Annotated in this window: 14 protein-coding genes; 7 read left to right on the forward strand and 7 right to left on the reverse strand. The window is 73.6% G+C overall.

The window, feature by feature from the left end; translation table 11 throughout:
• The first annotated feature begins 2 nt into the window (after positions 1-2).
• From IH44_RS0116075 to IH44_RS0116090, 4 genes are read left to right on the forward strand one after another with little or no spacing between them, the layout of a single operon-like run.
• Positions 3-959, forward strand: coding sequence for an ABC transporter permease (locus IH44_RS0116075; protein ID WP_051816955.1), 957 nt, complete (start codon positions 3-5; stop codon positions 957-959).
• Entirely contained in the window at positions 956-2,026 is a 1,071-nt protein-coding gene (locus tag IH44_RS0116080; RefSeq protein ID WP_030460243.1) for an ABC transporter ATP-binding protein, read from the forward strand. The genes IH44_RS0116075 and IH44_RS0116080 overlap by 4 nt, the downstream gene beginning before the upstream one ends.
• Complete coding sequence (locus IH44_RS0116085) at positions 2,023-3,060, forward strand: ABC transporter ATP-binding protein (protein WP_035955286.1); 1,038 nt, start codon at positions 2,023-2,025, stop codon at positions 3,058-3,060. The genes IH44_RS0116080 and IH44_RS0116085 overlap by 4 nt, the downstream gene beginning before the upstream one ends.
• A gap of 60 nt (positions 3,061-3,120) precedes the next feature.
• The gene (locus IH44_RS0116090) at positions 3,121-4,824 is read left to right on the forward strand and encodes an ABC transporter substrate-binding protein (RefSeq protein WP_030460245.1); all 1,704 of its coding nucleotides are present in this window, start codon (positions 3,121-3,123) and stop codon (positions 4,822-4,824) included.
• 99 nt (positions 4,825-4,923) lie between these two features.
• Here the strand turns inward: IH44_RS0116090 and IH44_RS0116095 are convergent, their stop codons facing one another.
• The 4 genes from IH44_RS0116095 to IH44_RS0116110 form a co-directional block, all read right to left on the reverse strand.
• Positions 4,924-5,484 carry a TetR/AcrR family transcriptional regulator gene (locus IH44_RS0116095; RefSeq protein WP_030460246.1) on the reverse strand — a complete coding sequence of 187 codons (561 nt, stop codon included), beginning with the start codon at positions 5,482-5,484 and terminating at the stop codon, positions 4,924-4,926.
• A gap of 146 nt (positions 5,485-5,630) precedes the next feature.
• Positions 5,631-6,107 carry a nuclear transport factor 2 family protein gene (locus IH44_RS0116100; RefSeq protein WP_030460247.1) on the reverse strand — a complete coding sequence of 159 codons (477 nt, stop codon included), beginning with the start codon at positions 6,105-6,107 and terminating at the stop codon, positions 5,631-5,633.
• 179 nt (positions 6,108-6,286) lie between these two features.
• Positions 6,287-7,651, reverse strand: a complete 1,365-nt coding sequence (locus IH44_RS0116105) for a non-reducing end alpha-L-arabinofuranosidase family hydrolase (RefSeq protein ID WP_107066549.1) — start codon at positions 7,649-7,651, stop codon at positions 6,287-6,289.
• Between the two features lie 287 nt (positions 7,652-7,938).
• Positions 7,939-9,420 (reverse strand): endo-1,4-beta-xylanase, encoded by a 1,482-nt coding sequence (locus IH44_RS0116110; RefSeq protein WP_030460249.1) that lies wholly within the window; start codon positions 9,418-9,420, stop codon positions 7,939-7,941.
• A 526-nt stretch (positions 9,421-9,946) separates the two neighbouring features.
• Here IH44_RS0116110 and IH44_RS0116115 point away from each other — a divergent pair.
• Positions 9,947-11,287 (forward strand): PHB depolymerase family esterase, encoded by a 1,341-nt coding sequence (locus tag IH44_RS0116115; protein ID WP_030460250.1) that lies wholly within the window; start codon positions 9,947-9,949, stop codon positions 11,285-11,287.
• Between the two features lie 58 nt (positions 11,288-11,345).
• On the opposite strand, the gene IH44_RS0116120 is transcribed toward IH44_RS0116115, so the two are convergent.
• Positions 11,346-13,835, reverse strand: coding sequence for a glycoside hydrolase family 9 protein (locus tag IH44_RS0116120; protein ID WP_030460251.1), 2,490 nt, complete (start codon positions 13,833-13,835; stop codon positions 11,346-11,348).
• Between the two features lie 293 nt (positions 13,836-14,128).
• Here IH44_RS0116120 and IH44_RS0116125 point away from each other — a divergent pair, with 293 nt between their 5' ends.
• On the forward strand, positions 14,129-15,040 hold the full coding sequence (locus IH44_RS0116125; protein WP_030460252.1) for a 2-hydroxyacid dehydrogenase: 912 nt from the start codon (positions 14,129-14,131) through the stop codon (positions 15,038-15,040).
• A gap of 80 nt (positions 15,041-15,120) precedes the next feature.
• On the opposite strand, the gene IH44_RS0116130 is transcribed toward IH44_RS0116125, so the two are convergent.
• Positions 15,121-16,980, reverse strand: a complete 1,860-nt coding sequence (locus IH44_RS0116130) for an arabinofuranosidase catalytic domain-containing protein (RefSeq protein ID WP_081966915.1) — start codon at positions 16,978-16,980, stop codon at positions 15,121-15,123.
• A 194-nt stretch (positions 16,981-17,174) separates the two neighbouring features.
• Here IH44_RS0116130 and IH44_RS0116135 point away from each other — a divergent pair, with 194 nt between their 5' ends.
• Positions 17,175-18,218, forward strand: a complete 1,044-nt coding sequence (locus IH44_RS0116135; protein WP_232794958.1) for a LacI family DNA-binding transcriptional regulator — start codon at positions 17,175-17,177, stop codon at positions 18,216-18,218.
• Between the two features lie 56 nt (positions 18,219-18,274).
• Here the strand turns inward: IH44_RS0116135 and IH44_RS0116140 are convergent, their stop codons facing one another.
• On the reverse strand, positions 18,275-19,372 hold the full coding sequence (locus IH44_RS0116140; protein ID WP_030460255.1) for an aldose epimerase family protein: 1,098 nt from the start codon (positions 19,370-19,372) through the stop codon (positions 18,275-18,277).
• Positions 19,373-19,413 lie beyond the last annotated feature (41 nt).

Consider the following 19,413-nt stretch of genomic DNA (forward strand, 5'->3'; position numbering starts at 1 on the left):
CGATGCGCGCGCTCCGCTCCCCGAAAGTGCTCGCCGGTTCGGCCCTGCTGCTGGTGCTCCTGCTGCTGGCCGTGGTCGGACCGCTGATCGCGCCGCACTCCGCCGACTGGCAGGCCGACCGCACCAGCGGTCTGCCGCTCGCCCCCTCGGGCCGGTTCTGGCTCGGCACCGACCAGCAGCAGCACGACCTGTTCTCGCGGCTGCTGACCGGCGGCCGGGACACCCTGCTGATCTCCTTCCTCGCCGGGCTGTTCGCCTCCGTGCTGTCCGTCGTGGTCGGCGTCACCGCCGGTTTCGTCGGCGGCCTGGTGGACGACCTGCTCTCGGCGCTGGCGAACATCTTCCTGGCCCTGCCCGGCCTGCTGATCCTGATGGTGATCATGAAGCCGCTGCCGCCCGCGGAGACCAGCGACCCGCTGCTGATCGGCTCGGTGATCGCCCTCACCGCCTGGGCCTGGGGCGCCCGCGTGCTGCGCGCGCAGACCCTGGCGCTGCGCGCCGCCGACTACGTCGAGTCGGCCCGGGTGATCGGCGAACGCACCTGGCGGATCATCCTGTTCGAGGTGGTGCCGAACCTGCTGCCGATCCTGGCCTCGGCGTTCATCTTCACCGTCATCTACGGCATCGGCACCTACACCGCGCTGGCCTGGCTCGGCGTGATCAGCCCCGCCTCGGTGACCTGGGGCACCGTGCTCAACGAGGCCCAGGCCTCGGGCGCCGCCGTCAACGGCTACTGGTGGTGGTACCTGCCGCCCGCGCTGGCCGTCGCGCTGGTCGGGATCGCCCTGGCCCTGGTCAACTTCGGCATCGACGAGGTGATCAACCCCCGGCTCACCTCGGCCCGCACCGGCCGGGCCCGCGGGGTGGTCTTCCGCCTCGGCCTCACCCCCGTGCTGAAGTCCGCCGCGCCGCAGGGCACTTCGCCCACCCCCGTCCCGCTGAAGGAGGCGCAGCCGTGACTGGCGAACCCGTCCTCGAAGTCCGCGACCTGTGCGTCGACTACGGCGTCGGCCCGGGCGGCGTGCGCGCCGTCACCGACGCCACCCTGACCCTGCGCCGCGGCGAGGTCCTCGGCCTGGCCGGCGAGTCCGGCTCCGGGAAGTCCACCCTGGCGTACGCCGTCACCAGACTGCTGCGCGCCCCCGGCGTGATCACCGGCGGCGAGGTGCGCTTCCACGGCCCGGACGGCGTCCTCGACCTGCTGGAGGCGGACGCCGCCACGCTGCGCAAAGTCCGCTGGGACCAGATCTCGGTGGTGTTCCAGAGCGCGATGCACGCGCTCAACCCGGTCGCCCGGATCGACGCCCAGCTCACCGACGCGCTCCGCGCCCACCGGGCCCGACTGGGCGCCGCCGAACGGCGGGAGCGGGCCGTCGAACTGCTGCGCCTGGTCGGCATCGGCGAGGAGCGGCTGCGCAGCTACCCGCACGAACTGTCCGGCGGCATGCGCCAGCGCGTGATGATCGCGATGGCGCTGGCCCTGGAGCCCCGGGTCGTCATCATGGACGAACCGACCACCGCACTGGACGTGGTGACCCAGCGGGAGATCCTGGACGAGCTGATGCAGCTCAAGGACCGCCTCGGCTTCGCGATCGTGTTCATCACCCACGACCTGTCGCTGCTGATCGAACTCGCCGACACCATCGCCATCATGTACGCCGGGCGGATCGTCGAACTCGCCGACGCCCAGCGGCTGTTCCACAGCCCGCGGCACCCGTACACGCTGGGGCTGCTGAACTCCTTCCCGTCCCTGCACGGCGAACGGGTGCGGATGGAGGGCATCCCCGGCGCCCCGCCCGCGCTCACCGCGCTGCCCGCCGGCTGCGCCTTCCACCCGCGCTGCCCGTTCGCGCTGGAGCGCTGCGCGCACGAGACCCCCCGGCTCGTCGAGCCCGAACCCGCCGAACCCGGCGGCGCCCCCGGAGCCGAGGGAGCGCCCGCGGCCCGCTCGGCCGCCTGCTGGCTGCACACCGGCGGCGAGCCCGTCCCGGCGCCGCTCGCCCGAGTCCTTGGGAGCACCCTGTGACCAGCACCGACACCGCCCGGGTGGTGCACGGCCCGAAGCGCCCGGGCACCCCCGCCCTGGAGGCCCGCGGCCTCACCAAGCACTTCCCGGTCCACGGCGGGCTGCGGCGCGGCCGGGTCGTGCGCGCCGTCGAGGACGTCTCGCTGGCCCTGCCGGAGGGCACCGTCACCGCCGTGGTCGGCGAGTCCGGCTCCGGCAAGTCCACCCTGTCGCGGCTGCTGACCCGGCTCATCGCCCCCACCGCCGGCGAACTGCTGCTGGACGGCGAACCGGTCGGCGGTTCCGCGCGGGCCCGGCGCGCCTACGCCGGCCAGGTGCACCTGGTGCTGCAGGACCCGTTCTCCTCGCTGAACGCCGTGCACAGCATCCGCTACCACCTGCGGCGCCCGCTCAAGCTGCACCACGGCCTGCGCGGGAGCGAACTCGACGCCCGCGCCGCGCAGTTGCTCGAACGCGTCAGCCTCACCCCGGCCGAACGCTACCTCGACAAGTTCCCGCACGAGCTGTCCGGCGGCCAGCGCCAGCGGGTCGCCATCGCCCGCGGCCTCGCCGTGCAGCCCCGGGTGCTGCTCGCCGACGAGCCGGTCTCCATGCTCGACGTCTCGATCCGCCTCGGCGTGCTCAACCTGCTCGACGAACTGCGCGAGAGCGAACGGCTCGCCATCCTGTACGTCACCCACGACATCGCCTCGGCCCGCTACCTCGCCGACACCGTCGTGGTGATGTACGCCGGGCAGGTCGTCGAGTCCGGCCCGGCCGTCCAGGTCACCGACGCCCCCGCGCACCCCTACACCCGGCTGCTGCTGAGCGCCGCCCCCGACCCGCACCGCCGCGAACCGGTGGTGCTGCAGGGGCGCGGCGCGCCGCCCAGCCTGATCGACCCGCCGAGCGGCTGCCGCTTCCACCCGCGCTGCCCGCTCGCGATGCCGGTGTGCGCCGAGACCGCGCCGCCGGTGCGGCCCGCCGCGGGCGACCAGGTCGCCGCCTGCTGGCTGCTCGACCCCGAACGGGCACCGGGCACCGCGCCCGCCTGAACCACCGTCACCTCCCGTCCCGAACCCACCCCGAAACCCCACCCCCAGGAGCTCCCAGCCATGCGCCGTTCCACCGCTCTCAGAGCCCTCGCCCTGGCCGCCGCCGTCGGCCTTGGCGCCACCGCCTGCACCGACTCCGGCGGTTCGAAGTCCACCGACGCCGGCGCCGACCGGACCCTGGTGGTCGAGTCGACCCCGATGCCGTCGTTCACCGAGAACTACAACCCCTTCGACGGCAACTCCTTCCTCTCCGCCCAGAACGCCCGCTCGCTGATCTTCGAGCCGCTCTTCCAGTTCAACACCCTCAAGGCCGACCAGCCGCCGATCCCGTGGCTCGCCAAGTCCTTCGCGTGGTCGAACGACAACCGGACGCTCACCCTGGCGCTCCAGTCCGGCATCACCTTCAGCGACGGCAAGCCCTTCACCTCCGCGGACGTCAAGTTCACCTTCGAGATGCTGAAGGCCAACCCGGCCACCAACACCGGCGGCGCCCCGCTGCCCAGCAGCATCACCACCCCGGACGCCACCACCGTGGTGCTGGACTTCGACGGCCCGCAGAAGGCCAACTTCATCGGCATCGGCAACCAGCTGATCGTGCCCGAGCACATCTGGTCCACCATCAGCAGCCCCGGCAACGCGGTCGTCAAGGCCGACCAGGCGATCGGCACCGGCCCGTACCTGGTGGACAAGTTCACCGCGCAGAACGTCACCTTCAAGGTCAACCCGGCCTTCCGGGAGAAGCCGAAGGTGCAGCACGTCTCCTTCCCCGCCTACGCGACCAACGACGCCGCCACCCTGGCGCTCAACAACGGCGAGATCGACCTCACCGGCAACAACATCACCAACGTCCAGAACACCTTCGTCGGCAAGGACCCGGAGCACCACCACCTGTTCCAGGCCACCGCGCCGTACTTCCCGGCGGCCAACACGGTCTCCCTGATGCTCAACAACAAGAGCACCACCTCCCCCGCGCTCGCCGACCCCGCCGTCCGCAAGGCGATCAGCGCCGGCCTCAACCGCCGCGCCTACGCGAGCCAGTGCGAGACCGACTACGCCCGCCCCGCCACCTCCTCCGGCGGCCTGCTGCTGCCGGCCGACCAGGCGATGGTCAACCCGGCGCTGGCGAACGACCTCAAGCCGGAGGCCGACGCGGCCAAGGTCGACTCGCTGCTCGGCGCCGCGGGCTGGACCAAGGACGGCAGCGGCAAGTGGACCCGCGACGGCAAGACCATCAAGTTCACCGTCATCGACCCGAACTCGTTCTCCGACTACTGGTGCACCGCGCAGGCGATGGCCAAGGACCTGAACGCGCTCGGCTTCGACGTCAGCACCAACGGCGCCTTCGACTTCAACAGCTGGAACACCGCCATCACCACCGGCAACTACGAGGCCGCCATCCACTGGGGCCAGGGCGGCACCCCGTTCCAGCGCCTGCAGTACGTCCTCGACCCGGGCATGGGCGCCGAGGCCGGCCAGGTCGCGGCCGGCGACTTCAGCAAGTACGACTCCCCGAAGGTCCGCGACGCCGTCAAGGCGTTCCAGAACGCGGGCGACGCCGCGGCCGAGAAGACCGCGCTGAACACCCTCCAGCAGATCATGTCGGACGACGTCCCCGCCGTCCCGGTGTTCTACGGCGCGGCCTGGTACGAGTACAACGACACCGACTTCACCGGCTGGCCGAACGAGCAGGACCCGTACATCAACCCGGCGCCGAACTCCCAGGCGTACGAGTACATCATCCTGCACCTCAGCCCGCGCGGCTGATCCCGCACCGACGAACGCCGGTCTCCGGGGGGCTGCCCCGGGGACCGGCGTTCCCGTTCCCGTGCGTCGCCAGCCGTCGTCAGGCGCTGTCAGCAGCTGTCAGTGCGCTGCCGCGGGTGCCCGCAGCCCGTCGCACACCACGGCCACCACCCGGTCGGTGAGCCGCTCGGCGTCCTCCGCCCGGTGGGTGGCGAGGAAGACGGCGCGAAGCAGGGCCATCAGCTCGGCGGTCCCGACGTCGTCCCGCACCGCGCCGGCCCGCTGCGCCCGGGCCAGCAGCACGCCGATCGACTCCCGCAACTCGCGGTTCACCTCGGCCAGGTTCGCCGTCACGTCGATCCCGGCGCCCGCCACGGCGTCGATCAGGTCCTTCTTCGCGGCGCTCTCCCGCGTCATCCGGACGACGAACCCGAAGAACGCCGGGCCCGGCTCGGCCGCGGCCGCCAACTCCCGGGCCTGCTCGACCAAGCCCTGCACCCGGTGCAGGATGACCGCGTCGAACAGCGCCTCCTTGGTCGGGAAGTGCCGGTACACCGTCCCGGCGCCCACCCCGGCGCGCCGGGCGATCTCGTCGAGCGGGACCAGCAGGCCGTCGGCGGCGAAGGCCGCCTGGGCCGCCTCCAGCACCCGGGCCCGGTTGCGCCGCGCGTCCGCTCGCATCGGGGGTGTCGACCGCGCGTCCACAGCTGTCGTCCTCCACGTCGTCGTCGCCGGCCGGGCGGGGCGCCCGCGTCGATCACCGCGGGCGGTGCCCAGGCTAGTGCACGGCGGGCCGGGGCCGTCGTCCGGCGGCGGGCGCGCCGGTGCTACCGCCCGTCCTCCTCCGCGGCGTCGGCCGCGAGGAGTTCCAGGAGCCGGGGGAGCAGGCCGAGGGCCTTCGCCGCGGCGATCGGGTCGGAGTAGTCCTTCGAGTGCACGATGCGGCCGTCGCGGACGGTCATCACGTTGATGTAGGAGAGCACGAACCGCTCGCCGGTGGCGACCAGCCTGCCGTGCAGGTCGCACTCGACGACGACGACCCCGGGGTCGCGGGTCTCGTGGACCGCGGCCGAGCCGACCCCGGTGTACTCGCGCACCCCGGCGCCCGCCGCGAAGCGCGCCCGCAGCTGCTCCCGGGTGGTCTCGGTGCGGCGCGGGACCCCGGGCGGGGCGAACGGCATCTCGATCACGACCGTGTCGCCGTACAGGTCGGCGAGCCCGCTCCCGACGGGGTCCGGGGCGGCGGCGAGGAACCGCTCGGCCACCTCGCGCGCGGTCGGAACGGCGTGGTCCTGCTCCGTCATGACTGGCTCCGGTTCGAACGACGGTCGGCGGGGCCCGGCGGCGCGTAACGGAACGCGCGCCCCGTTTCGGACGATACGGGGCGCGCGTTCCGGTTGTCAACGGACCCCGGCCGGTGGACGGCCGGGGCCCTGCCGTGCGGCGGACGCCCGTCAGGAGGCGCCCGCCGCGGCTCGGACGGTCAGTGCTGGAGGGTCAGGACGCCCGGGCGCCAGGGGAGTTGGTCGTAGGGGCCGCTCGCGGTCGGGGACTTGCCCTGGTAGAGGAGCTGGAGGTTGCAGGGGTCGATGGTCATGGTCTGGTCGGGGTTGTTGCGGACCAGGTCGCCGTGGCTGATGTCGTTGGTCCAGCTCGCGCCGCTGTTGGCCTTGCCCGCGAACGGGTTGGCCTCGGTGGCGGCCTGCGGGGTCCACGAACCGCTCAGGCTGGTGGCGGTGAAGGAGCGGAAGTAGCGCTGCTCCGTGGCGCCCCGGGCCTCGACGATCATCAGGTACTGGTTCTGGCCCTTGACCTTGTAGACCTGCGGGGCCTCGAACAGGTTCTTGACCGTGTCGGTCATCACCGTGGTGTAGGAAGAGCCGAAGTTGCCGGGGAAGTTGCCGATCGGCATGCTCGCCCGGTAGATGCTCCCGTTGTCACCGGCGAAGAACAGGTACATGTTCTGGTCGTCGCCGATCAGCGTCTGGTCGATCGGGGCGGCGCCGCCCGGGAGGCTGCCGGTGAACAGCGCCTGCGGCGCGGACCAGCCGTTGGGGTTGGTCGGGTCGCTGGAGGTGCGGTAGATGAACGGCCACGCGCCCCACTGGTAGGCCAGCACCCAGATGTTCTTCGGCGCGAAGTAGAACAGCGTCGGCGCCACCGCGGCCTGGCCCATCCCGGTCTGGGCGGCCGAGGCCATGTCCGACCAGTTGGTGAACGGCGCGAACGCCATCGAGCCGTACGAGGAGCCGTTCACGTTCGAGCCGTAGACCAGGTGCTTGCCGTTGTAGACGACGTCGGTGAAGTCCTTCAGCGCGGCCCAGCCGTTGGCGGGCTGCGCCAGGGCGCCGGTGGAGCTCCACCGGTAGGTCGACGGGAGCGGGCAGCTGGTGCCGGAGGACGGCGGGGGCGTGGTCGGGGTGCCCGCGGTCAGGCCGGTCCACTGCTGGTTGCTGCGGCCGTTGCAGGTCCACAGCTCCACGGCGGTGCCGTTGGCGGTGGCGCCGCCGGTGACGTCCAGGCACAGGCCGGACTCGACACCGGTGACGCTGCCGTCGGCGTTCACCCGCCACTGCTGGTTGGTGCCGCCGCTGCAGGCCCAGATCTGCACCCGGGTGCCGGCGGCGGTCGCGTGGTTGGGGACGTCCAGGCACTTGTTGCCGTAGACGGTCAGCTCGTTGGCGGAGGTCAGCGTCCACTGCTGGTTGGTGCCGTTCCAGCAGTCGTAGATCTGCAGCAGCGCGCCGTCGGTCTGGCTGCCGCCCGACACGTCGAGGCAGCGGCCGGAGGAGACGCTCTTCAGGGCGCCGGTGGTCGCGGCCTGGGCGGCGGGGCCGGCGACGAGCATCGCCGCCAGTGCTGCCACGGCCGCGACCACCGCGGTGAGCAGCACGGACAGCTGCCTGCGGCTGGGATTTCGGCTGTGCACGGAATCTCCTCGGGGTGGGGGAGGGGGGTGAGTGGGGGGTGCGGCCGGGCTGTGAGCGCTAACAGTCGCGTTCGCGGGAGCTCACGGCCGGCCGCCGGAGGGAACCGCGCCCGGTCCGGGGACCGGAGGCGGGCGCGGCTCGGTTCAGGGGTGGGCGGTTCGGCTCAGTGGTTCGGCGGGTCAGCGGCGCGGCTGGGCGGCGCGGCTCACTTGAAGGTCCAGTGCTGGTTGGCGCCGCCGTTGGAGTCCCAGATCTGGACGGGCGCGCCGTTGCCGGTCTGGCCGCCCGGGATCTCCAGCGCGCGGCCGCTGGCGACGTTGACCAGGGTGTAGGAGCCGTCGCCGTTGAGGGTGGCCCGCCAGTGCTGGTTGGCGCCGTTGTTGGCGTCCCAGACCTGCAGCCGCGTCCCGTTGCCGGTCTGGCCGCCGGGCTCGTCCAGCGCCTTGCCGCTGGCGAGGTTGGTCAGCGTGTAGCTGCCGTCGCCGTTCTGGGTGGCCCGCCACTGCTGGTTGGCGGCGGTGCCGTTGGCGTCCCAGACCTGGAGCTGGGTGCCGTTGCCGTTCTGCCCGGCGGGCTCGTCCAGGACGCGCCCGGCCGCCACGTCGGTGAGCGTGTACGCGGTGCCGGAGACGATGCCTCCGCTCGGGGTCCCGGTGCCGCCGCCGGCGCTGTTCAGGGCGTTGAGCACCGAGGTGTAGGCGGCCTTCTTGTTGCCGTTGTTGTCGAACAGCAGCGGGTTCTCGCCGGTGCGCCAGGAGTCGCTGTCGCGGATGCCCCAGACCGTGACGCCGGTGCAGCGGGCGGTGTCGAGGCAGGCCTGGACGGCGTTCGCGTACGCGGTGGCCGACGCCTGGGCGATGTCGAGCTCGGTGAGCTGGACGTCGACGCCGAGCGCGGCGAAGTTGGCCAGCGTGGTGCGGAAGCTCGCGGGGGCGCCGCCGCTGCCGAAGTGGCTCTGGAAGCCGACGCAGTCGATCGGCACGCCGCGGGACTTGAAGTCCTTCACCATGGCGTAGACGCCCTGCGTCTTGGCGGACGACCAGTCCTCGATGCTGTAGTCGTTGTAGCAGAGCTTGGCCGCGGGGTCGACGCCCCGTGCGGTGCGGAACGCCTCCTCGATGAAGCCGTTGCCCAGCACGTTCTGGAACACCGAACTGCGGTGCTGGCCGGTGCCGTTGTCGGCGAACGCCTCGTTGACCACGTCCCAGGCGTAGATCTTGCCCTTGTAGTGGGACATCTCCTGGGTGATGTGGTTGTCCATCACGCTGCGCAGCGTGTTCGCGTCGCCGATCGAGCTGACCCAGCCGGGCAGCTGGTTGTGCCAGACCAGGGTGTGGCCGCGCATCCGCTGGCCGTGCGCGGTGGCGTGGTTGACGATCGAGTCGCCGGGGCCGAAGTTGAACGAGCCCCGGGACGGTTCGACCGTGTCCCACTTCATCTCGTTCTCCGGGGTGATCATGTTGAATTCCCGGTCGAGGATGGTGCTGTACGTCGAGTCGCCGAGGCGGCCCGAGGCGACCGCGGTGCCGAAGTAGCGGTTGCTGCCCGCCGCTGCGGCGCCGAGCGTGCTCGCCCCGGCGGCCTGGGCGGCGGGGCCGGCGGTGAGGACCGCCACCAGGCCGACCGCCGTGCAGGCGGCCGGGGTCAGGAGCTTGCGGAGCGGGGTCTTCCCGTTGAGCCGTGGCATGACGGATCGTTCTCCTTGGGTGGGGGAGGAGAGTGCGCGCCGGGGAGGCCAGGTACCTCGCGCCGGCGGTCGTGCGGGCGAGTGCCCCGCCGGGTCGTTCCTGACCGGCGGGGCACGTGGGACGGGAGAAGCGGTCGAGGGGAGGTGGGCGCCGGGCCCTCGATCATGCTGTTAGCGCTAACAATCATCATTGCAGGGGGGAGCGCTTCTCCGCGGTTGCCAGGTGAAATCTGTATCAGGCGCCACGGGTTGTCAATACTCCGCGCAGCGGCCGCCCGAAGCCGGTGCCCGCCCCTCCCGGCGGCCCGGTCCTGCCCCGGGACCCGTCCGGCCTGCAACTTTCACGACGGGCGGCGGGCGCCGCCGCCCGACGGAACCCCAGGTGGCAGGGGTGCCGCGGCGCGGTCGACCCCCGTCGCCGGCCGGGCGGCCGGCGACAGCGGGGGCGTGCGGCGGGTAGCATCGGCGTCCATCCGTGGTGGCGCCGGACCCTCCTCGTGCTGTTGGCACTCCCGACGGAGCGCCCATGTCCCGAACCCACTCGTTCGCGTCCAGGCTGGTCGGCGTCCTCGCCGTGCTCGCCCTCGCCCTCGGCCTCACCCTGCAGACGGCGCCCCGCGCCGCCGCGGCCTCACTGACCCGGATCGCCGATTTCGGCACCAACCCGACCGGTCTGCTCATGGACCTGTACGTGCCGGCCTCGGCCAAGCCCAACCCGCCGATCCTGCTCGCCCTGCACGGCTGCCAGGGCAGCGGCCCCTACCTGTACTCCAGCACCGACTTCGGCCAACTGGCCGACCAGTACGGCTTCCTGGTCGTCTACCCGTCGACCAACCCGAGCGGCAGCTGCTGGGACGTCTCCTCCGACCAGGCACTGACCCGGGGCGGCGGCAGCGACCCGGTCGGCCTGATGTCGATGATCACCTACACCGAGCAGCACTACGGCGGCAACGCCAACGCCGTGTACGTCACCGGCGAGTCCTCCGGCGGCATGATGACCAACGTGATGCTCGCCGACTACCCCGACGTGTTCAAGGCCGGCGCGGCGTTCATGGGCGTGCCCCAGCACTGCTTCTACACCGGCACGGTGCGCGGCTGGAACGCGCCCTGCGCGCAGGGCCAGGTCTCGATGACCCCGCAGCAGTGGGGCAACCTGGCGCGGGGCGCCCACCCCGGCTACACCGGCCCGCGCCCGCGCGTGCAGCTCTGGCACGGCACCGCCGACACCATCCTCAACTACAACAACCTCGGCGAGGAGATCAAGCAGTGGACCGACGTCCTCGGCGTGAGCCAGACGCCGTCGGCCACCGACACCCCCGCCTCCGGCTGGACCCGCACCCGCTACAACAACGCCGCGGGCACCCAGGTCGAGGCGTACAGCATCTCCGGCGCCGGACACCAACTGCCGGTCCAGGGCGCCGGGATGGCCGCCAACGCGATCCACTTCATGGGCCTGGACACCGCCCCCTCCGGCAGCGGCACCGGCGCGCTGCGCGCGGTCGGCGCGGGCAAGTGCCTGGCCGACCCGGGCACCGCGGCGGGCACCCAGCAGCAGATCGCCGGCTGCAACGGCGCCGCGAACCAGACCTGGACCCGCACCGCCGCCAACCAGCTGACCGTGACCGTCGGCGGCACCACGCTGTGCCTGGACGCCGAGGCCAAGGGCACCGCCAACGGCACCAAGGCGATCGTCTGGTCCTGCAACGGCCAGCCCAACCAGCAGTGGCAGGTCAACTCCAACGGCACGGTCACCGGCGTGCAGTCGGGGCTCTGCCTGGACGTGGCCGGGCTCGGCACCGCCGACGGCACGCCCGTCCAGCTGTGGTCGTGCAGCGGCGGCAGCAACCAGCAGTGGAAGCTGGGCTGACGGCGTGACACCCCGGCCGGCGGCCCCCCCCGCGAGGGGCCGCCGGCCGGGCCGGTGCTCAGGCGCAGTCGGCGCCGTTCACGGTGAACCGGGCCGGGGTCGCGTTGGTGCCGGAGTACGTGGCCTGGAAGCCGAAGCTCGCGCTCGCACCGGGGGCCAGGGCGCCGTTCCACCCGGCGTCCCGGGCGGTCACGGTGCTGCCGCTCTGGGAGACCGTCGCGTTCCACGCGTTGCTGATCCGCTGGTCACCGCCGAAGCCCCAGCCGAGCGTCCAGCCGGAGACGGCCGAGGCACCGGTGTTCTTCACCGTCACCGTCGCGGTGAACCCGTTGCCCCAGGAGCTGTCCACCTTGTACGCCACCGCGCAGGAGGCCGCGGGCGGCGCGGTGTCGTCGTCGGCCTCGGTGGCCGTGAAGACCGCCGACTGGACGCCCGGGCCGCCGACCGTGAAGACCGCGCTGCCCGCCAGCGCGTCCGCGTCCTGCGCCGCCGTCAGCGTGACCTGCTGCGCGGTGGCCCAGTTGGCCGGGGTGAAGACCAGCGAGGAGGTGGCGGCCGACAGGTCGGTGTCGCCCGAGGTGCGGGTGACCGTCACCGTCACGTCCTGGGCGGGCGCGGCCGAGAGCTTGACCGCGACCGTCGCGGAGCCGCCCTCGGGAACGGTCACCGCCGCCGGGGCCACCTGCACGGCGGGCGTCGCCGGGGCCGCGTGCCGCTCGGCGGCGAACGCCGCCAGCCAGGCCAGCGAGGCGTTCCAGTTGATCGCCACCTCGTTGGTCGAGTACGAGCCGATGTCGTCCACGTAGCAGGCCGCCGGGGCGCAGCCGACCAACTGGGCCTCGGCGACCGGGTCCTGGAGGCCGGAGTCGGGGCCGCCCGCGAAGGAGCCGGCCGGCGGGTGCGGGAGCGAGGCGTCGTTCTGGTGCGCCCAGAAGCGGTGGTGCTCGTTCTCCGAGGCGCGCTCGCCGTAGCCGCTCACGTAGGAGCGGTCCAGGGCGTTGCGGCCCAGCAGGTAGTCCATCGTCTCCAGCGCGCCGGTGCGGTAGCGGGCGGCGCCGGTCAGGTCGTAGGCGACGCCCAGCACCATCGCGTTGTTGGCGACCGAGCTGTTGGAGCCCCACACGTAGCCGTCGGGGGCCAGCGGCACCGCGTAGCCCTGGCCGTTCATGGTGGACAGGTAGCCGTCGGCGGCGCCGGTCAGCAGGCCGCGCAGCCGGGTCACGTCGTCGGCGGGCAGGGCGATGCCGGGAGTGGTGGCCAGGGTGATCCGGCCGAGCGTCGCGGTGCCGCCCCACCAGAAGGCGTCCACCGGCTTGGTGTGCAGCGGGGAGGAGGTGACCGCGTCCCGGTACTGCGACTCGCCGGTGGTGGCGAGGAGTTCGGCGGCCGCCCAGTAGAACTCGTCGGAGACGTCGGCGTCCTCGTAGGCGCCGCCGCCGGTGCTGTCGGTGGCCGGGGCGAGCACGTTCGGGTTGGCCTTGGCGGCGCTCCAGGCGCGGCGGGCCGCGTCCAGGCAGCGGGCGGCGAAGGCGGCGTCGTACGGCGCGTAGACCCGGGCGCACTGGGCGGCGGTGGCGGCCAGGTTGAGCGTGGCGGCGGTCGACGGCTTGTGCAACTCGCGCTGCTGGTCGTCGAGTTCGGGGCGGGTCGGCAGGGCGGTCCACTGCGCGTCGTGGATCTTGTGGAAGGCCATCCCGGCCATCGGCTTGCCGTCCGGCACCTGCATCCGCAGCAGGAACTCCAGCTCCCAGCGGGCCTCGTCCAGCACGTCCGGCACCCCGTTGCCGCGCTCGGGCACCCGCAGCGTGGAGTCGCCGAGCGCCGCGTCGCCGCCCGAACGGCGGGCCCGCTCGAAGGAGTTGACCAGCTCCCAGGTGGCGATGCCGCCGTTGACCACGTACTTGCCCTGGTCGCCGGCGTCGTACCAGCCGCCGCGCACGTCCAGCTTGTAGTCGCACACCCCGGCCTGGCAGGGCACGCTGGTGTCGCCCTTGTTCGGCGCCACCCCCAGGTGCCCGGCCGGTCGGGCGTACGCGCTGCCGCCGGCGAGGTTCGCGTCGATCGCGATGCCGCTGCGCTGCTGGTAGAAGAAGTTCAGGCTGTCGGCGCGCAGCCCGTCGTACAGCGCGGCCGAGATGTCGAACGGGTGGCTGGCCAGGCCGCCGACGACCAGCGTGAAGCCGCTGCCGGTGCCGGTGTAGGCGCCGAAGTCCACCAGGTGGGTGGACTGGCCGGACGCCTGGTCGGCGCCGTGCACGGTGGTGGTGCCGGACGCGACCTGCGCGCCGGAGGAGTCGCGCAGCTGCCAGGCGAGCGGGGCGGTCGCCGAGCTGACCACGGTGGCCCGCTTGGGGCCGTCGGGCAGGTAGCCGAGCTGGTTGACCCGGACGGGGAAGTCGGCGGGCGCACCGACGGCGGCCGAGCCGGCGGTGGCGGCGCCGGCGGTGGCCGGGGCGAGCGCGGTGACGCCGCCGGCGGCCAGCGCGAGGCCGGTCAGTACGGCGGCCGCGCGCCGGGACAGCCCGCGGCCGGAGGGGATCGGAGGCACGGGTGGGGGCCTTCCTGTGTGGGGGGAGGGGTGCAGGGAGGGGGAGCAGGGGTGGGGGCCCACGGAAGTGGGAGCGCTCCCACTCGCCCCAATGAAGCCAGCAGAGCGGTGCGCGCGTCAAGAGGTGGTAAACGGACACGAGTTGACGGCCACTCAGGGGAAGACGGGGCGGACGGGGCCGCAGGGGCGGCGGACCGGCGGGCGGTCGGGGGCGATCGAGGCCGCCCACCTGGCGCGACTCCCGACCACCCGCACCGGCGGGGAGCACGGGCCGCGGCGGCTAAGGTCGGAGCATGAGCGCTCGCTACCTCCTCCCGTACGCCCCCGAAGCGATCGGCGGCCTGCCCGCCGGTCTTGACGCCCTGGTGTGGGACGGGGACGGGCCGGTGCCGTCGGACGAGGCGCTGCGGGAGGTGGAGTTCTTCTGCCTGCCCTACCTGCGGCACGCCGTCGCACTGCCGGTGATCCCGCGGCTGCCGTCGCTGAAGGCGGTCCAGACGCTCACGGCCGGGATGGACGACGTCCTGCCGCACGTGCCGGCCGGGGTGGTGGCGTGCAACGCGCGCGGACTCCACGACGCCAGCACCGCCGAGCTCGCCGTGACGCTGATCCTCGCCTCGCTGCGGGGCGTCCCGCACTTCACCAGGCTCCAGGACCAGGGACGTTGGAGCACCGAGTTCCACCAGTCCCTCGCCGACCGGACGGTGCTCATCCTCGGATACGGCTCGATCGGCCGGGCGCTGGCCGCACGCCTGGAGCCCTTCGAGTGCGAGGTGGTCCGGGTCGCGCGCCGGGCCCGCCCGCAGGAGCGGGTGCACGGGGCGGAGGAACTGGCCGGACTGCTGCCGTCCGCGGACGTGGTGGTGCTGCTGACGCCGCTCACCCCGGAGAGCCGCCACCTGGTCGACGCCGGGTTCCTGGCCCGGATGAAAGACGGCGCGCTGCTGGTCAACGTCGCGCGGGGGCCGGTCGTCGACACCGGGGCGCTCCTGGCGGAGCTCTCCGCGCAGCGCCTGCGGGCGGCGCTCGACGTCACCGACCCGGAGCCGCTGCCCGCCGACCACCCGCTCTGGCACGCCCCCGGGGTGCTGATCACCCCGCACGTCGGCGGCCCCAGCAGCGCCTTCCTGCCGCGGGCCAAGCGGGTCCTGCGGGAGCAGGTCCGGCGGTTCGAGAACGGCGAGCCGCTCGCGTCCGGGCACTGACCCGGCGACCGGCATGGCTCTGGCCGGAGCCGGTCCCCGGGAGCGGGGACCGGCTGCGGCGGGCGGGGGTGGGTCGGCGGTCAGCGCAGGGCGAACTTCTGCGCCGCGCTCCCGTTGCAGTCCCACAGTTGCAGGCGGGTGCCGTTGGCGGTGTTGCCGCTGGGGTCGTCCAGGCAGCGGCCGGACTGCGGGTTGAGCAGCGAGCCGTCGGCCTGCTGGGTCCACTTCTGGGCGCCGCCGCCGTTGCAGTCCCACAGTTGCAGGGGCGTGCCGTTGGCGGTGCCGTTGCCGGTGGCGTCCAGGCAGCGGCCCAGGGTGTGCAGCGAGGTGTCCGCGGCGTGCGTCCAGTGCTGGTCGACCGCGTAGGACTGGCAGTTCCACAGCTGGACGGCGCTGCCGTTCGCCCCGGTGTCGTCGGCGGCGACGTCCACGCACTGCCCGCCCGGGGCGGCGACGGGGCCGCCGCCGTTGACGGCGAACTTCTGTGCGGCGGCGCCGTTGCAGTCCCACAGTTGCAGGCGGGTGCCGTTGGCGGTGTTGCCGTTGGGATCGTCCAGGCAGCGGCCGGACTGGGGGTTGAGCAGCGAGCCGTCGGCCTGTTGGAGCCACTTCTGGGCGCCGCCGCCGTTGCAGTCCCACAGTTGCAGGGGCGTGCCGTTGGCGGTGCCGTTGCCGGTGGCGTCCAGGCAGCGGCCCAGGGTGGTGAGGGAGCCGTCGACGTTGTGCGTCCAGTGCTGGTCCTCGGCGTAGGACTGGCAGTTCCACAGCTGGGCGGCGGCGCCGTTCCCGCCGGTGTCGTCGGCGGCGACGTCCACGCACTGCCCGCCGGGGCCGGTGACCGTGCCCTGCGGGCCGTTGGGCAGGTCGGTGCGGCCGCCGTAGCCGACGGAGGTGACGTTGGACTGGACGGCGTTCTCGGTGGCGTCGCCCGGGTAGCCGGCGACCATGGCGCCCTCGAAGAAGGTGCCGCGGTTCCAGTTGGAGTTGTCGCCGCCGATGCCCAGGATGATGCCGCCCTCCTGCTTCATCGGCCGGTAGCCGGAGCGGCTGGGCAGCGCGCCGTTCCACCAGGTGGTGAGCCCGCCGGACTGGGCGTTGCCGCCCTTGAGGGCGTAGGTGGTCTGGCCGTTGTTCTTCAGCACGGCGGTGACGAACGGGCTGTTGTTGCCGAGGTTGGCGGTGTTGGAGCCGTTGTCGCCCTGGAACATGCCGTTCTCCAGGTCGGCCTCGATCCACGGGCCGCTGCCGCTGCACGGCGGGAAGTAGCAGGTGGTGGCGATGGAGACGGCGTCCATGTGGCCGTTGCCGGTGTCGGCGGGGGTGGACTCGGCGTTGCCGTAGTCGAAGCAGCAGTCCGCGCCCACGTGGGTGCCGCTGGCGACCATGTAGACGCCCTCGGGCTGCCCGTTGACGGCCACGCCCGAGGCGACGCCGGTGTAGCGGTAGCCGACGCCCGGCGAGATCCACACGCCGTAGACCTTGTGGCCGCCCGCGGTGACGGCGATCTCCGAGGCGTCGGCGCCGCGGTCGTCGCCCATGCCGGAGGTGCCGGCCGGGCCCGGGGTGAGGTCGTTGTGCCGGGAGGTCTGGTCGTAGATCCGGGTGATCCGGCAGGTGCTGCCGTTGCAGAACCGGTCCTGGGCCTGGGCGTCGGCGTAGCCGCCCGCCGCGAGCAGGCCGACGTCGGCGGACGCGCCGTCGGAGGCCCGGGTCACCCGGTACAGCGGGCCGTCGTAGGCGGCGAACAGGGCCCGGGTGGTGCTGTGCGCGGCGACGCAGGGCGTGCCGCCGGACGCGTACAGGTCGCACGGCAGCGAACCGGCCGCGTGGCCGGTGCCGGGCAGGCCGATCAGCGCGGCGACCAGCAGTGCCAGAGCGGCCGCGGCCGACCTGGCGGTGCGCCACAACTGCCCGGCGGGCAGCGGGAATCGACGGGACAAGGTGCGCTCCTTCGGGGTGGGGGTGCAGGGGCGGTACCGGGACGCGGAACGGGACCCGGGGCGGCGACCGGCCGCGGGCGGGGAAAGGCTGGCGGATCATCGGCGACCTTGTATTCTCACGTTGAAACAGCGGCGTCGTGGTGGTGCCGGCCCCGCTCCCTCGCGCCCGGCCGGCGGGAGGAGGGGGTGCGGTCTTGTCCGTGCCGAACAACGGGACCGGCGCCGCGGCGCCGCGCCTGAAAGACGTGGCCGAACTGGCCGGAGTCTCCGTCAAGACCGTCTCGAACGTGGTGAACGGCACCACCCCCGTCGCGGAACCGACCCGGCAGCGGGTCCAGCAGGCCATCGACCGGCTCGGCTACCAGCCCAACCTGACGGCCCGCCGGCTGCGCACCGGACGCAGCGGGGTCATCGCGTTGGCCTTCCCCGAACTGCCGTCCCCCTACTTCGCCGAACTCGCCGTCGAAGTGATCGCGGCCGCCCGCCGGGTCGGCATCACCGTGCTGATGGACGACACCGGCGGCGACCCGGCTGCCGAACTCCGGATCGCCTCCGGCCTCGGCGGACCGATGATCGACGGCGTCATCCTCAGCCCGCTCGGCCTGGACCGGGCCGCCCTGCTGGCCCGCTCCCGGGAGATCCCGCTGGTCCTGCTCGGCGAGGCCGACCTCGGCCCGGTCGCGGACCGGGTGCACATCGACAACGTGGCCGGCGCCCGCGAGGTGACCCGCCACCTGATCGACGAGGGCTACCGGCGGATCGCCGCGATCGGCTGGCAGCAGCCCGCGCCCCGGGCCACCGCCGAACAGCGCCTGGCCGGCTACCGGGAGGCGCTGACCGGCGCCGGCCTGACGGTCGACCAGGACCTGCTGCCGCCCGTCCGCGCCTACTTCCGGCCCGACGGCGCCTCGGCGATGCGCCGGCTGCTGCGCCTGCCGCAGCGGCCCGACGCGGTGTTCTGCTTCAACGACCTGCTCGCGCTGGGCGCGCTGCGGGCCGCCCACGAGGCCGGGCTGCGGGTGCCGCAGGACCTGGCGATCGTCGGCTTCGACGACGTCGAGGAGGCGGCGTACGCGATCCCCTCGCTGACCACCGTCGCCCCCGACAAGCGGCTGATCGCCGAACTCGCCGTCCGCTGCCTGGAGGAGCGGATCGAACAGCGCTACACCGGTCCGGGGCGGCGGATCACGCCGGGCTTCCGGGTGGTGGTCCGGGAGAGCAGCACCGTCGCCCGCTGAGCGGGAGCCCCCGCGGCCCCGGCCCGCCCCGCCGCTCACGTCGGGCGCTCCGGCGCTCATGCCGGGGCCCCCGGCGGGGCGGGCAGGTGGGGGAAGCGGAACTCGGTGGTGCTGCGGCGGACGGTGCCGGGGTGCAGCACGGTGTCCGGGTAGTCGGGGCGGTTGGGGGAGTCGGGGAAGTGCTGGGTCTCCAGGCAGATCCCGGCGTGGCGCGGGTGCGGGCGGCCGTCCAGGCCGTTGCCGGTGTACACCTGCAGGCCGGGCTCGGTGGTCCAGACCTCCATCCGGCGGCCGCCGGCCGGGTCGTCCAGGCGGGCGGCCCGGCGCAGCGCGCCGGGTGCGGGCGGCGGGGTGAGCACCCAGCAGTGGTCGTAGCCGCCGGCGGCCCGCAGCTGGGGGTGCGGGAGGGCCAGCCGTTCGCCGATCGGGTGCGGTTCGCGCAGGTCGAAGGGGGTGCCGGCGGTCGGCGCGGGTGGGCCGGGCAGCGGGACGGCGGTCGGGTCGACGGGCAGGTAGGCGTCGGCGTCCACGGCGAGGCGGTGGGCGAGCACGCTGCCGCCGCCCGGCCCGGACAGCCGGAAGTAGGCGTGCTGGGTGAGGTTGACGGGGGTGGGGCGGTCGGCGCGGGCGGTCCAGTCCAGGCGCAGGGTGCCGTGCCGGTCGAGGGTGTAGACGGCGGTGACGCGCAGGCGGCCGGGGAAGCCCATGTCGCCGTGCGGGCTGTCCAGGTCGAGGCGGAGCGCGGCGGCGTCCGGGCCCGGCCGGGGGGTGGCCCGCCAGTGGCGGCGGTGGAAGCCGTCCGGGCCGCCGTGCAGGGCGTGGCCGCGGTCGGCGGCGGGCACCCGGTGGACCCGGCCGTCGAGCCGGAAGCCGCCGTGCGCGATCCGGTTGGCGTAGCGGCCGATCAGCGCGCCCAGGTAGGCGGTGTCGGCGGCGTACCCGGCCGGGTCGGGGTGGCCGAGCACCACCGAGGCGGGTCGGCCGTCCGGGTCGGGCACCTCCAGCCGGTGCAGGATGCCGCCCAGGTCGAGCACCTCGGCGCGGACGCCGGTCCCGGCGTCGAGGGTCCAGCGGTCGACGGGGGTGCCGTCGGGCAGGACGCCGAACGGGCTGCGGTGGACGGACGGGGCGCGGGTGGCGGACGGGAGCGGCAACGGGGGGTCCTCGGGGATCGGCGGGGTTCCGACAGGGAGCT

The sequence above is a fragment of the Kitasatospora sp. NRRL B-11411 genome (genome assembly GCF_000721345.1).
GTDB classification, from domain to species: Bacteria; Actinomycetota; Actinomycetes; order Streptomycetales; family Streptomycetaceae; genus Kitasatospora; species Kitasatospora cineracea.

Excerpts from the sequence above, each read along its gene's own strand:
- IH44_RS0116100 (WP_030460247.1), bottom strand. The coding sequence starts at position 6,107 with ATGACGGAGCAGGACCACGCCGTTCCGACCGCGCGCGAGGTGGCCGAG.
- IH44_RS0116105 (WP_107066549.1), bottom strand. The coding sequence starts at position 7,651 with ATGCTCGTCGCCGGCCCCGCCGCCCAGGCCGCGACCACCGGCGCCCTG.
- IH44_RS0116095 (WP_030460246.1), bottom strand. The coding sequence starts at position 5,484 with ATGCGAGCGGACGCGCGGCGCAACCGGGCCCGGGTGCTGGAGGCGGCC.
- IH44_RS0116110 (WP_030460249.1), bottom strand. The coding sequence starts at position 9,420 with ATGCCACGGCTCAACGGGAAGACCCCGCTCCGCAAGCTCCTGACCCCG.
- IH44_RS0116115 (WP_030460250.1), top strand. The coding sequence starts at position 9,947 with ATGTCCCGAACCCACTCGTTCGCGTCCAGGCTGGTCGGCGTCCTCGCC.
- IH44_RS0116090 (WP_030460245.1), top strand. The coding sequence starts at position 3,121 with ATGCGCCGTTCCACCGCTCTCAGAGCCCTCGCCCTGGCCGCCGCCGTC.
- IH44_RS0116075 (WP_051816955.1), top strand. The coding sequence starts at position 3 with ATGCGCGCGCTCCGCTCCCCGAAAGTGCTCGCCGGTTCGGCCCTGCTG.
- IH44_RS0116125 (WP_030460252.1), top strand. The coding sequence starts at position 14,129 with ATGAGCGCTCGCTACCTCCTCCCGTACGCCCCCGAAGCGATCGGCGGC.